Genomic DNA, 12,193 nt, shown 5'->3' with positions numbered 1-12,193 from the left:
GCTCGCGAAAGCGCCGTGTCAGTCGATACCTGAGTGACTGATACACCGCTTTCGCGAGCAAGCCCGCTCCCACATTGGTTAGCGGCGCCTTCAAAATCTTTATTTTTCTGAGAGTTTCTCCTTGGCCCACCCCGCCCAACGCCGCTGGTACCTGCCGGTCTTCACCGTCGCTGCCCTGGTGCTGCTGCCGCTGAGCGTACTGTTGCTGTCCTGGCAAAGCATCGATGCGCAAATCTGGTCCCATCTGTGGGAAACCCAGATGCCCCGCCTCTTGGGCAACACCCTGACCCTGGTGCTGGGGGTTGGCGTCGGTGTCACCCTGTTGGGCGTGAGCCTGGCCTGGCTGACCAGCCTCTGCGAATTCCCCGGCAGGCGCTGGCTGGATTGGGCGTTGATGTTGCCCTTCGCCATTCCAGCTTATGTGCTTGCGTTTGTGTTCGTCGGCTTGCTGGACTTCGCCGGCCCGGTGCAAACCCTGCTGCGCGAATGGTTTGGCACCGGCTTGCGCCTGCCGCGAGTTCGATCAACCAGCGGCGTGATCATTGTGTTGGTGCTGGTGTTCTATCCCTATGTGTACCTGCTGGCGCGCACCGCGTTTCTGGCCCAGGGCAAAGGCCTGATGGAAGCCGCGCGGGTGTTGGGGCAGTCGCCCTGGCAAGCGTTCTGGCGTGTCGCTTTGCCCATGGCGCGGCCGGCGATTGGCGCGGGTGTGGCGCTGGCATTGATGGAGACCCTGGCGGATTTCGGCGCGGTCTCGGTGTTCAACTTCGACACCTTCACCACCGCCATCTACAAGACTTGGTACGGCTTTTTCAGTCTGTCCAGCGCGGCGCAGCTGGCCAGCCTGTTGCTGCTGGTGGTGATGCTGGTGCTGTATGGCGAGCGGCGCGCACGGGGTGCCAGCCGCCCAGGCAATGAACGACCACGGGGTAAAGCCCTGTATCACTTGCGAGGGTTCAAGGCGGTCGCGGCCAGCAGTTGGTGTGGCCTGGTGTTTGCCTGTGCCTTTGTGATTCCAATGCTGCAACTGGTCGCCTGGTTCTGGCAGCGTGGCCGCTTCGACCTGGATGAACGTTATTCAGGCCTGATCGTGCATACCCTCTACCTGGGCGGCATCGCGGCGCTGATCACCGTCAGCGTGGCGTTGCTATTGGCGTTCGCCAACCGCCTGGCGCCGACCCGGGCCATTCGCTCCGGCATCAGCCTGGCCAACGTCGGCTACGCCCTGCCGGGCTCGGTGCTGGCTGTGTCGATCATGCTGGCGTTCAGTTACCTGGACCGTGAGCTGGTGGTGCCACTGTCGGCATGGCTCGGCGGCGCGGGCAAGCCCTTGCTGTTGGGCAGCCTGTCGGCGCTGGTGCTGGCGTATCTGGTACGTTTCCTGGCGGTGGCCTATGGTCCGCTGGAAAACAGCCTGGCACGCATCCGCCCGTCCCTGCCGGAGGCGGCGCGCAGTCTCGGGGTGAGTGGCCCACGACTGTTTTGCAAAGTGTATCTGCCGCTGTTGCTGCCCGGGACATTGAGCGCGGCGCTGCTGGTATTTGTCGATGTGCTCAAGGAAATGCCGGCAACCCTGCTGATGCGGCCTTTTGGCTGGGACACTCTGGCCGTGCGGATTTTCGAAATGACCAGCGAAGGGGAGTGGGCGCGGGCGTCATTACCGGCCTTGACCCTGGTGTTGGTGGGCTTGCTGCCGGTGATCGGGCTGATCCGACGCTCTGCCCGGCAAATCGGTTAGGTGCCAGTCCTACGGCTTGAGGCTACAATGCGCGGCATTCGGTGCGGTCCGTCTTTCGGATCGAGTCGCTGTGCGTGGCTGCAGGCCTTGTAAATCAAGGTGTCCAGCGCGAACGGCAACGCTGCGCACCTTCGCCACGCCCGGAAGGAGAAACCCATGGGACAGCGTACGCCTCTGTATGACCTGCATCTCGCCCTAGGCGCGAAAATGGTCGATTTTGGCGGTTGGGATATGCCTCTGCACTACGGCTCGCAAGTTGAAGAACACCATCAGGTGCGACGCGACTGCGGGGTGTTTGATGTATCTCATATGACCGTGATCGATGTCACCGGCCCCCAGGCCAAGGAATGGCTCCAGCACCTGCTGGCCAATGATGTCGATCGTTTGCATGGCTGCGGCCGTGCACTCTACAGCGCCATGCTCAATGAGCAGGGCGGAGTGGTGGACGACATGATCGTCTACCGTACCGAAAGCGGCTACCGCCTGGTGGTCAATGCTGCCACCCGCGACCAGGACATGGCCTGGATGCAGGCGCAACTGGGCAGCTACCCGGTGCAGCTGCATGAGCGCCCCGAGTTGGCCATGCTGGCCATTCAAGGCCCGCACGCCCGGCAGAAGATCGCCGAACTGGTGACCCAGGCGCGCGCCACCCTGATCCACCAGCTCAAGCCCTTCGAAGGCCAGGCCGATGGCGACTGGTTTATCGCCCGCACCGGTTATACCGGTGAAGACGGCCTGGAAATTGTGCTGCCTGCCGATCAGGCCCCGGGTTTCTTCAATGACCTGGTGGGTGCCGGTATTTCACCCATCGGCCTTGGCGCCCGCGATACGCTGCGCCTGGAAGCCGGCATGAACCTGTACGGTCAGGATATCCACCAGGACGTTTCGCCGCTGGCGGCCAACATGGCCTGGAGCATTGCCTGGGCGCCGGCCGAACGCGAGTTCATCGGGCGCGCCGCGCTGGAAGCTGAACTGGCGGCGGGTGTGCAGTTCAAACTGGTCGGGCTGGTGCTTGAAGAACGCGGGGTTTTACGCGCTCATCAGGTGGTTCGTATCGCCAATGTTGGCGAAGGAGAGATCACCAGTGGTAGTTTCTCTCCTACGCTGAGCAAATCCATTGCCCTGGCGCGTGTACCGACGGCGACAGCCGATCGGGCCGAAGTGGAAATCCGCGGCAAGTGGTACCCGGTTCGAGTGGTCAAGCCGACCTTCGTGCGCCATGGCAAAACCCTGATCTAACTATTTCCGGCAGGCCAAAGGCCGCTGACATTACTTCTTGAGGACACAGATTATGAGCGATATCCCTGCCGACCTGCGTTTTGCTGAAAGTCACGAATGGGCCCGTCTGGAAGCTGACGGCACGGTGACTGTCGGTATTTCCGACCACGCTCAGGAAGCGCTGGGGGACGTGGTGTTTGTTGAGCTGGCCGAGGTTGGCGCCCAGTTTGGCGCGACTGATCAGGCGGGTGTGGTGGAGTCGGTCAAGGCCGCTTCGGATATCTATGCCCCGGTGGCAGGCGAAGTGATTGCCGTCAACGAAGAGCTGAGTGGTAGCCCTGAGCTGCTGAACTCTGACCCGTATGGCGCGTGGATCTTCAAGCTCAAGCCAAGCAACCCGGCTGACCTGGAAAAACTGCTGGACGCCGCCGGCTACAAAGCTGCCATCGGCGAGTAAACCATGTAGGCGCTGGCTTGCCTGCGATGCGGGCACCTCGGTGTATCAGTGATACCCAGGTGATAAAGTCGCAGGCAAGCCAGCTCCCACGGTCGATTGTGACTAGCCGGCTTGCAGCACTGCCTTGACGGCTGCCACTGAACGCTCCACATCTGCCTCTGTCATCGCCGTAAACATCGGCAACGACACGATCAAACGTCCCACACGCTCGGCTACCGGAAACATGCCTTCCTTGAATCCCTGCGCCCGATACAGGCTCAGCAGGTGGATCGGCGGGTAGTGATAGCCAATGCCGACGCCATGGGCTTGCATCTGCTCCATGAAGGTGGCGCGGGCGGGCAGGCCGTCCTGACGCTCCGGCAGCACCAGCTGGAACAGGTGCCAGTTACTGTTCTCGAAGTCCGCCGGCGGCAATTGCGCGCCATACTTTTCCTCGAAGTCGCTGCCAAAGCACTTGAAGTAGTGTCGCGCCAGATTCTGGCGATGGGCGGTGATCTTCTCGATATGCGCGAACTGCCCCAAGCCGATGGCGGCGGCGATATCGGTCATGTTGAACTTGCCGCCCAGCACATCCACATCGAGGCCGTCGAAACCCGTGCGGGTGACGCCCTGCAGGCGATATTTTTCTGCCAGGCGCGCTTCTTCAGCGTTATTCAGCACCAGGCAACCGCCCTCGGAGGAGGTGATGTTCTTGTTGGCCTGGAAGCTGAACGACACGAAGTCACCCGTGGCCCCAATGCGCTCGCCATCCCAGCTGGAACCCAGCGCCTGGGCCGCGTCTTCAATGATGCGCAAGTTGTACTTGTTAGCCAGGGCATAGAGCATCGGCATATCCAGCGGCAGACCGGCGAGGTACACCGGGATGATCGCCTTGGTACGCGGGGTAATCGCTGCTTCGACCTGGGCCAGGTCGATATTGCGAGTGACCGGGTCGATGTCGGCGAACACCGGCGTGGCGCCCACTTCCAGGATCACGTTGGCCGTGGCAACCCAGGAGATCGGCGTGGTGATGACTTCATCACCTGGGCCGATGCCCGCGATGCGCAGGGCTATCTCCATGGTGCAGGTGCCCGAGTTGAACGTACGCACCGGGCGACCGCCAAAGTACTCCGACAGCTGCGCCTCGAATGCCTGCACTTTTGGCCCGCTGGTGATCCAGCCCGAGCGCAATACGTCGCCCACCGCCGAGATGGTGGCTTCATCAATGGTAGGTTTGGAAAATGGCAGAAAAGGCTGTTGGCTCATGACGACGAAGGCATCCGTTTCAGATTGGCGATGAGTAGGCAAGGTATCAGTACCGGCATGGTTGCACGGCTAGACTGAATATAGCCTGTCATCCGTGAATGAATCGTCGTGTCACGGGCAAAAAAATGCCGCTTTATCAGCGGCATTCTTCAGGGAGTGAAAATCACTCGGTGACAGCGTTTTTCGCGAGGATGGCGTTGGCCAGCTCCATGTCCGTGGCCTGCAGGCCAGGGTTATCGGCGCGGACTTTCTGCATCGCAGCTTCCAGGTATGGGCCACGGATGCCGCCGTCGCTGGCAACAAAGCTGCCGGCGTCGTCTTGTGCGGCGACCACCAGCTTGTGGTCCTTGAAAGTCAGGTACGTCGAGCCGGTGGTGGCGCCCGACGAGATGACATTGCGCCAGAAGCTGTCGGCCATGGCTGAACCGACAGGGAGGGAAAGCACAGCAAGGGTTGCGACAGCATATTTGAGACGCATGATGGGTGACTCCGGGTGGGTTATCTGTACTTTATGATTGTAGTAAGCCCAGCCGAGTTCCATCACTGACTAAACAGTTTCAACCTTCAATACGGCACCTTCCCGACCAATTACCCGTACGTGAGCGCCTACAGGGCTGTCGGGACCCGTGACCATCCACACGCCATCGCCGACTTTTACCTTGCCGCGACCCTCGACAATTGCCTGATGCACCACAAAGGTGCGCCCGACCAGCTCGGAGCCACGTTCGTTCAGCCCTGGTTGGTCACTGACCTTGGCGCTGCTGCGCTGGCGTTTCCACCAATACACCGCCGTGAGGATCGACAATACGGCGAACAGCAGCAGTTGCCATTCCAGTCCCAAGGGCGGGACCAGGAACTTGATCACGCCGACTGCGGCTGCTGCGATGCCCATCCACAGCAGGTAGCCACCAGCGCCGAACACTTCGAGTATCAACAGCACGGTGCCGAGTGCCAGCCAATCCCAGAATGACAAATTCAGCAGGAAATCCCACATGGCGATGGCCTCAGCCTTTCTTGCTGTCGAACGTTGCCTTGACGATCTCACCGATACCGCCGACCGCGCCGATTACTTGGCTGGCTTCCAGCGGCATCAGGATGACCTTGCTGTTGTTGGCCGAAGCCAGCTTGCCCAGGGCGTCGATGTATTTTTGCGCGACGAAGTAGTTGACCGCCTGCACGTTGCCCGATGCGATCGCCTCCGACACCACCTGGGTGGCGCGCGCTTCGGCTTCGGCCTGGCGCTCACGGGCCTCGGACTCAAGGAAGGCCGCCTGACGGCTACCTTCGGCTTCGAGGATCTGCGCCTGCTTCTTGCCTTCGGCGGTCAGGATCGCCGATGCCCGCAGGCCTTCGGCCTCGAGGATTTGCGCACGCTTGATCCGCTCGGCTTTCATCTGGCCGGACATGGCAGCCATCAGGTCGGCGGGCGGGCTGATGTCCTTGATCTCGATACGGGTGATCTTGATACCCCAGGGGGCGGTGGCTTCATCCACGGTTTTCAGCAGTTTTTCGTTGATGCCGTCACGCTGGCTGAGCATCGCATCCAGCTCCATCGAGCCGAGCACCGTACGGATATTGGTTTGCAGCAGGTTGCGGATGGCGTGCTCGAGGTTGTTGACCTCGTAGGCGGCCTGGGCGGTATTGACCACCTGGAAGAAGCACACGGCGTCGATCTGCACGGTGGCGTTGTCGGCGGTGATCACTTCCTGCGGCGGGATATCCAGCACGCTTTCCATCACGTTGATCTTGCGACCGATGCGGTCCATGACCGGGATGATGATGTTCAGGCCGGGCTTGAGGGTGTTGGTGTAGCGGCCGAAGCGCTCGACCGTCCACTGGTAGCCTTGGGGCACTACCTTGAAACCCATGAAGAGGATGGCGATGGCCAACCCTACGAAAAGAAGCAGTACGGTTCCGATCTGCATAGCGATTCCTTATCTAAGAATGTCAGTAAAACGACAGTCGGCCGATTGTAACGGGGTTGTGACCGATAAAGACGCTTTCACCGCGCAACCAGCAAAGGATTTGTTACCGAATCCCCAGGCGTTACCCGTAATACTTCCGCGAGCGAGGTGAGCCCCGCCTTTACCTTGTGCATGCCGGCCATGCGCAAGCTGCACATGCCCTGGGCAATGGCCGCCTGACGCAGGGCGTGCACATCGGCGCCGGGCGTGATCAGGGCCTTGAGGTGTTCAGTCATGACCATCACCTCGTAGACCCCGGCACGGCCGCGGTAGCCGCTGTGCCGGCACTCAACGCAACCGCTGGCCTCGTGGGTGTCATCCATGGCGCGCTTGCAGTGAGGGCATAACAGGCGCACCAGGCGCTGTGCCATGACTCCCAGTAGCGTAGCCTTGATCAAATAATGAGCAATTCCCAGTTCCTGCAGGCGGCTGATGGCACCCGGTGCATCGTTGGTATGCAAAGTCGACAGCACGAGATGTCCGGTCAGCGCAGCCTGGATCGCCATTTCTGCGGTTTCCTGGTCGCGAATCTCGCCGATCATGATGATGTCCGGGTCCTGGCGCAGCAGGGCGCGGATGCCGCTGGCGAAGGTCAGGCCGATGCTGTGTTGCACCTGCATCTGGTTGAACGAAGGCTCAACCATCTCGATCGGGTCTTCCACGGTGCACAGGTTGACCTCGCGGGTCGCCAGTTGCTTGAGCGTGGTGTAAAGGGTGCTGGTCTTGCCTGAGCCGGTCGGTCCGGTCACCAGGATGATGCCATTGGCCTGGCGGGTCATGGCCTGCCAGCGTTGCTGGTCGTCGCTGGAAAGGCCCAATTGGTCAAAATCCCTGAGCAGCACCTGCGGGTCGAAAATCCGCATCACCAGTTTCTCGCCAAACGCGGTGGGCAAGGTCGAGAGGCGCAGCTCAACTTCCGCACCTGTCGGGCTCTTGGTCTTGATCCGACCGTCCTGGGGTTTGCGTTTGTCCGCCACGTTCATGCGGCCCAGGCTTTTCAAGCGGCTGACCACCGCCATCGTGACCTGGGGTGGAAACTGATAAACGTCGTGCAACAGCCCGTCGATGCGAAAGCGCACCCGGCCCTGGTCGCGGCACGGTTCGACATGGATATCACTGGCCCGTTGGCCGAATGCGTACTGCAACAGCCAGTCGACGATATTGACGATATGCGCGTCATTGGCATCTGCCTCCTGGTCACTGGCACCGAGGTTGAGCAGGTCTGCAGTGCCGGGCGTCGCGACCTTTTGCTCTGCGCCACTGACGGACTTCGCCAACCGATAAAACTCGCCGATGCAGCGTTGGATCTCTTGCGGGTTGGCCACCCTGCGCTGGATCGAGCGCTTGAGCACTTGGGCAAGTCCGGCTTCCCAGCTGGTGATATAGGGCTGGGCGCTGGCGACCGTGACGGTCTGCGCATCCACCGCGACCGCCAGGATGGCGTGGCGTTGGGCGAAGGCGTAGGACATCAGCGGCACAATCGTCGCCACGTCGATCTTCAGCGGGTCGATGCGCAGATACGCTTGCCCGACATGCTCGGCCAGCCACTGGGTCAGGGTTTCCAGGCAGGGGCCTTCGGCAGCGATGCATTCCAGTGGATGCCGGCTATGACTGGCCGGCAGGGTCGCCAACCGTTGCGCCACCTCGGGTGTGACCAGCCCATCGTCGACCAATGCCGGCAGCAGTTGATGCAGTTCCAATCGACGGTCAAGGGGCATGCGGGTTTCCTGGCTGGCAGCGGATGTAAGCTACACGCTAGCCAGCGCCTGGATATCTTCCTCCGCGCGTGTATTGCAGCCTTTTACCGAATCGCTGCCACCAGCGCCTGAGCCCCTACGCAGTCGGCTTGGTCCACGTGCAGCGAGCACACGCTGATCAGGTTTCGAATCTTTTCACCGATCACTTGGGCGCGGTGCCAGCTCAGGCCATCCATGACGATTTCGATGTACAGCAGCTCTGCCTCGCGGTTCACCGACACCTGCGCGGGGGTGAGGAACTGCAGGGCGAAATAGTTGAGTACCCGGCACACCACATCGGGTTCAGCCTCGGCAACGATCTGATAATGCGCCTGGCAATGGGCGCTGCTGACGGCCCATGCATCGACGCGGGTGGCAGGGTGGGTGGTTTCGACGGCGTGCATGCTGACTCTCCAGATTCGACTGGAGAAATTTTTACATTCGCCACCGGAGATTTCTTATCTAAGATGGGCGCAATTGACGATTAATAAACTCAATCAATTCAAGATAAGCATCAGAACAGGTATTTTTATGCACAGTGAATTGGACGCCTACGACCGCCGCATCCTGGCCCTGCTGCAAGAGGATGCCTCGCTTTCCAGCGCGCAGATCGCCGAGCAGGTCGGCCTGTCCCAGTCGCCGTGCTGGCGGCGCATTCAGCGGCTCAAGGAGGAGGGCGTGATCCGTGGCCAGGTCACCCTGCTGGATCGCAAGAAGATCGGCCTCAACACGCAGATTTTCGCCGAGATCAAACTCAACGCCCACGGGCGGTCCAACTTCACGGAGTTCACCGAGGCGATTCGCGGGTTTCCGGAAGTGCTGGAGTGCTATGTGCTGATGGGGGCGGTGGATTTTCTGTTGCGCATCGTGACGGCGGATATTGAGGCGTACGAGCGGTTTTTCTTCGAAAAGCTGTCGATGGTGCCGGGGATCCAGGAGGTCAACTCGATTGTCGCGTTATCCGAGATCAAGTCGACCACCAGCCTGCCGGTCCTGCGCTGACCGAGCAGGCCGCATCGCGGCCAAGCCCGGCTCCCGCAAGGGAATGCATGCCAATGCAGGCGCCGGCTTGCTGGCGATAGCGCTTACAGACGCAGCAGGGTCTTCCACGCGCGGTTCTGATACACCGCAATCGCCTGGTGCATGCGCGCATCCAGCGATTCATCGGTGATCGGCTGGTTGGCCAGTTGCACCAGCTTGTTCAGCTCACCGTACAGACGGTCCAGTTCCGGAATGTCTACCACCTGGCGGGCATGATGCAGCCAGGCCTGGATGCGTTCGATACGCGGCAGTTGCTCGGCGAGGTCTTCCGGTTGCTGCTGGTAGCGCGGCAGTTGCAGGGCGACGGCATCGTCGGCGAGCAGGCGCGGCAGCCAGTTGGTGATTTGCGCGGCGCCCTGGCGGTTGCCACGCACATTGCGATCGGCCGTCCAGGCACGCGCCAGCAGCCAGCGCGAAGCGTTCAGTGAGAACAGGCCCCAGCGCACGTCGTCCAATTCTTCGATGAACTGCTCCGGCGCGGCTTTGCGAATGTCTTCATCGTCGTCACCGGCCTGCACCAGCGGGCGCCAGTCTTCCAGCAGGGCATCCAGTGCGCTGCGCAGTTCGCTGGTGGATTGACGCGGTGCGGCCTGGCCGAGGCTGCCGATCAGGGCACGCAGTTCGCCGAGGTTGTCGACCCAGTCCTGCAACAGGCGCCAGTGACCATTGAAACGGTATTGCTCGGCCAGGCGTTGGCTGCTGCCCAACAGGTGCCACATGATCGCGGCGAACGCGTCATCCAACGGCATTTCGGCGTGCAACTGCGGCGCCGGCAGGCTCAGGGAGTAGCTGCTGGCGTCGTACAGGCGGTAGCCGCGCTCGGCCTTGCTGATGTCGCACGGCATCAGTGCGAGGGTGGCGGCCAACTCGGCGGCCAGTTCCAGCAGGGCCGCCGGTTCGCCTTCGCGCAGTTCCAGTTCCAGCTCGCAGATTTCTTCTTTCTGCTTGCCGACCACCACGTGGCCGAGGTCCAGAGCCGCTTCGATCACGACTTTGGCCTTGCCTCGGCCCCAGGCGATTTCGGCGCGCTCACGCACGAAGTCAGTGGTGAAGATTGGCTTGAGGGTCTTTTTATCCAGCTCGGCCAGTTGCTCGGGCCAGCAGTCGCCGTCGAGCTTCTTCACGTCGAGCTTGGCTTTGGGCAATTCCCAGTTGTACTCGTTACGTTCCGACAAACCGGCGACGCTCTGGCCACGGGTCTTGAGGGTCTGGATCACGTCGTCACCGTCCTTGCGCAGGCGCAGCGCGACCTTGGCCTGGGCCAGGTCGCGTTCGGGGGTGTCGAAGTACTGGTTCATCAACTCACGGCGTTCCCAGCCACTTTTGTTGCGTTTTTTCAGTAGCGGGTGCTCACGCAGCGCGGCGAGTGTTTCGCGGCTGACGCGGAGCTTGATTTCGGTTTCTTTCTGCATGGCCGGAAAATCCAGGATCGGGAGCGCAGCCGGGGAAAAGAGTGGCTGCCAAGGCCGTGCAGTGTACAGGACTGAGCCCGGCAACGCGCCGCAACGGTTTATTGTGTCGTGCAGATGGCTCTATAGTGGGGCTCATCCGGGAAGTTGAGAGGCCGCGCATGCCATTACCGTCCATGAAAGAGCAGTTCGCCGCGCTGATTGCCGCGCCTTCGGTCAGTTGTACCCAAGCGTCTCTCGACCAGACCAACCGACCGGTCATCGATTTGCTCGCCGGTTGGCTGGGCGACCTGGGTTTCGCCATCGACATCCAGCAGGTCAGCCCCGGCAAATTCAACCTGCTCGCCAGCTTCGGCAGTGGCCCCGGCGGCCTGGTGCTGGCAGGCCATAGCGATACCGTTCCGTATGACGCTGCGTTGTGGAAGACCGATCCGCTCAAGCTGACGGAAGTCGACGGCCGCTGGGTAGGACTGGGCAGCTGCGACATGAAGGGTTTTTTCGCGCTGGCGATTGAGGCCGTGTTGCCGTTGCTCGATCAACCGTTCAAGCAGCCGTTGCTGATCCTGGCCACCTGTGATGAAGAAAGCTCCATGTCCGGCGCCCGCGCGCTGGCCGAGGAAGGTCGTCCGTTGGGCCGTGCGGCGGTGATCGGCGAGCCGACCGGCCTCAAGCCGATCCGCCTGCACAAAGGCGTGATGATGGAACGCATCGACATCCTCGGCCAGAGCGGCCATTCGTCGGATCCGAGCCTGGGCCACAGTGCCCTGGAGGCCATGCATGACGCCATCGGCGAACTGCGCGGCCTGCGCCTGGCCTGGCAGCGCGAGTACCGCAACCCGCAATTCAGCGTACCGCAGCCGACCATGAACTTCGGCTGCATTCATGGCGGCGACAACCCCAACCGTATCTGCGGCCAGTGCTCCCTGGAATTCGACCTGCGGCCATTGCCCGGCATGGACCCGCAGGTGCTGCGCGCCGCGATCCGGCAGAAGCTCGAACCCTTGGCCGAGCGCCACAAGGTCAAGATCGACTATGCGCCGTTGTTCCCCGAAGTGCCGCCGTTCGAGCAAGCCGAAGACGCCGAGTTGGTGCGGGTTGCGGAACGATTGACCGGTCATCGTGCCGAAGCAGTAGCGTTCGGCACGGAAGCGCCTTATCTTCAGCGCCTTGGTTGTGAAACCCTGGTGCTCGGCCCTGGCGATATCGCCTGCGCCCACCAGCCGGGCGAGTACCTCGAAATGTCACGCTTGACGCCTACAGTGCGTCTATTGCGTGAATTGATCGAACATTACTGCCTGAAACCTGCATAAATTAACCCTTGCCAGTTCGTACTTAGAAGGAGAGCGAGCGTGTCGCCAAGCCTGTTCCGACGATAACCATCAGCC

The 12,193-nt window shown here is 61.4% G+C and carries 12 protein-coding genes; 5 read left to right on the top strand and 7 right to left on the bottom strand.

Annotated features, from left to right (window positions below; all coding sequences use genetic code 11):
* The first annotated feature begins 121 nt into the window (after positions 1–121).
* The 3 genes from QMX97_RS22610 (at position 122) to gcvH (ending at position 3,413) form a co-directional block, all read left to right on the top strand.
* A complete protein-coding gene (locus QMX97_RS22610; RefSeq protein WP_106802341.1) occupies positions 122–1,738 on the top strand; it encodes an iron ABC transporter permease in 1,617 nt (538 codons plus the stop codon).
* Positions 1,739–1,894: 156 nt separating this feature from the next.
* The gene (gcvT, locus tag QMX97_RS22605) at positions 1,895–2,977 is read left to right on the top strand and encodes a glycine cleavage system aminomethyltransferase GcvT (protein WP_282397644.1); all 1,083 of its coding nucleotides are present in this window, start codon (positions 1,895–1,897) and stop codon (positions 2,975–2,977) included.
* Between the two features lie 52 nt (positions 2,978–3,029).
* Positions 3,030–3,413: a glycine cleavage system protein GcvH gene (gene gcvH, locus QMX97_RS22600; protein WP_065902330.1), complete on the top strand. Its 384-nt coding sequence runs from the start codon at positions 3,030–3,032 to the stop codon at positions 3,411–3,413.
* A 102-nt stretch (positions 3,414–3,515) separates the two neighbouring features.
* Here gcvH and QMX97_RS22595 read toward each other — a convergent pair whose 3' ends face one another.
* From QMX97_RS22595 to QMX97_RS22570, 6 genes are all read right to left on the bottom strand, one after another.
* Complete coding sequence (locus QMX97_RS22595; RefSeq protein ID WP_065902328.1) at positions 3,516–4,658, bottom strand: DegT/DnrJ/EryC1/StrS aminotransferase family protein; 1,143 nt, start codon at positions 4,656–4,658, stop codon at positions 3,516–3,518.
* A 163-nt stretch (positions 4,659–4,821) separates the two neighbouring features.
* Positions 4,822–5,136 carry a DUF2388 domain-containing protein gene (locus QMX97_RS22590; RefSeq protein WP_003176799.1) on the bottom strand — a complete coding sequence of 105 codons (315 nt, stop codon included), beginning with the start codon at positions 5,134–5,136 and terminating at the stop codon, positions 4,822–4,824.
* Between the two features lie 69 nt (positions 5,137–5,205).
* Positions 5,206–5,652 carry an NfeD family protein gene (locus QMX97_RS22585; RefSeq protein ID WP_065902326.1) on the bottom strand — a complete coding sequence of 149 codons (447 nt, stop codon included), beginning with the start codon at positions 5,650–5,652 and terminating at the stop codon, positions 5,206–5,208.
* A gap of 10 nt (positions 5,653–5,662) precedes the next feature.
* The gene (locus tag QMX97_RS22580) at positions 5,663–6,583 is read right to left on the bottom strand and encodes an SPFH domain-containing protein (protein ID WP_010564478.1); all 921 of its coding nucleotides are present in this window, start codon (positions 6,581–6,583) and stop codon (positions 5,663–5,665) included.
* Between the two features lie 77 nt (positions 6,584–6,660).
* Complete coding sequence (locus QMX97_RS22575; protein ID WP_282397643.1) at positions 6,661–8,340, bottom strand: type II/IV secretion system protein; 1,680 nt, start codon at positions 8,338–8,340, stop codon at positions 6,661–6,663.
* A gap of 83 nt (positions 8,341–8,423) precedes the next feature.
* The gene (locus QMX97_RS22570; protein WP_282397642.1) at positions 8,424–8,762 is read right to left on the bottom strand and encodes a hypothetical protein; all 339 of its coding nucleotides are present in this window, start codon (positions 8,760–8,762) and stop codon (positions 8,424–8,426) included.
* A 127-nt stretch (positions 8,763–8,889) separates the two neighbouring features.
* On the opposite strand from QMX97_RS22570, the gene QMX97_RS22565 reads away from it, so the two are divergent.
* Positions 8,890–9,360, top strand: a complete 471-nt coding sequence (locus tag QMX97_RS22565; RefSeq protein WP_065902318.1) for an Lrp/AsnC family transcriptional regulator — start codon at positions 8,890–8,892, stop codon at positions 9,358–9,360.
* Positions 9,361–9,443: 83 nt separating this feature from the next.
* On the opposite strand, the gene QMX97_RS22560 is transcribed toward QMX97_RS22565, so the two are convergent.
* The gene (locus tag QMX97_RS22560; protein WP_065902316.1) at positions 9,444–10,811 is read right to left on the bottom strand and encodes a CYTH domain-containing protein; all 1,368 of its coding nucleotides are present in this window, start codon (positions 10,809–10,811) and stop codon (positions 9,444–9,446) included.
* A gap of 158 nt (positions 10,812–10,969) precedes the next feature.
* Between QMX97_RS22560 and argE the strand changes: the two genes are divergently transcribed.
* Complete coding sequence (argE, locus tag QMX97_RS22555) at positions 10,970–12,118, top strand: acetylornithine deacetylase (protein WP_282397641.1); 1,149 nt, start codon at positions 10,970–10,972, stop codon at positions 12,116–12,118.
* The last annotated feature ends 75 nt before the right edge of the window (positions 12,119–12,193 follow it).

Origin of the sequence: Pseudomonas sp. PS01298 (assembly GCF_029959745.1) — a bacterium.
GTDB classification, from domain to species: domain Bacteria; phylum Pseudomonadota; class Gammaproteobacteria; order Pseudomonadales; family Pseudomonadaceae; genus Aquipseudomonas; species Aquipseudomonas aylmerensis.
This window is presented reverse-complemented; position numbering and strand designations above follow the sequence as displayed.

Excerpts from the sequence above, each read along its gene's own strand:
- QMX97_RS22570 (WP_282397642.1), bottom strand. The coding sequence starts at position 8,762 with ATGCACGCCGTCGAAACCACCCACCCTGCCACCCGCGTCGATGCATGG.
- argE (WP_282397641.1), top strand. The coding sequence starts at position 10,970 with ATGCCATTACCGTCCATGAAAGAGCAGTTCGCCGCGCTGATTGCCGCG.
- QMX97_RS22565 (WP_065902318.1), top strand. The coding sequence starts at position 8,890 with ATGCACAGTGAATTGGACGCCTACGACCGCCGCATCCTGGCCCTGCTG.
- QMX97_RS22595 (WP_065902328.1), bottom strand. The coding sequence starts at position 4,658 with ATGAGCCAACAGCCTTTTCTGCCATTTTCCAAACCTACCATTGATGAA.
- QMX97_RS22590 (WP_003176799.1), bottom strand. The coding sequence starts at position 5,136 with ATGCGTCTCAAATATGCTGTCGCAACCCTTGCTGTGCTTTCCCTCCCT.
- QMX97_RS22575 (WP_282397643.1), bottom strand. The coding sequence starts at position 8,340 with ATGCCCCTTGACCGTCGATTGGAACTGCATCAACTGCTGCCGGCATTG.
- QMX97_RS22580 (WP_010564478.1), bottom strand. The coding sequence starts at position 6,583 with ATGCAGATCGGAACCGTACTGCTTCTTTTCGTAGGGTTGGCCATCGCC.
- QMX97_RS22585 (WP_065902326.1), bottom strand. The coding sequence starts at position 5,652 with ATGTGGGATTTCCTGCTGAATTTGTCATTCTGGGATTGGCTGGCACTC.
- gcvH (WP_065902330.1), top strand. The coding sequence starts at position 3,030 with ATGAGCGATATCCCTGCCGACCTGCGTTTTGCTGAAAGTCACGAATGG.
- gcvT (WP_282397644.1), top strand. The coding sequence starts at position 1,895 with ATGGGACAGCGTACGCCTCTGTATGACCTGCATCTCGCCCTAGGCGCG.
- QMX97_RS22560 (WP_065902316.1), bottom strand. The coding sequence starts at position 10,811 with ATGCAGAAAGAAACCGAAATCAAGCTCCGCGTCAGCCGCGAAACACTC.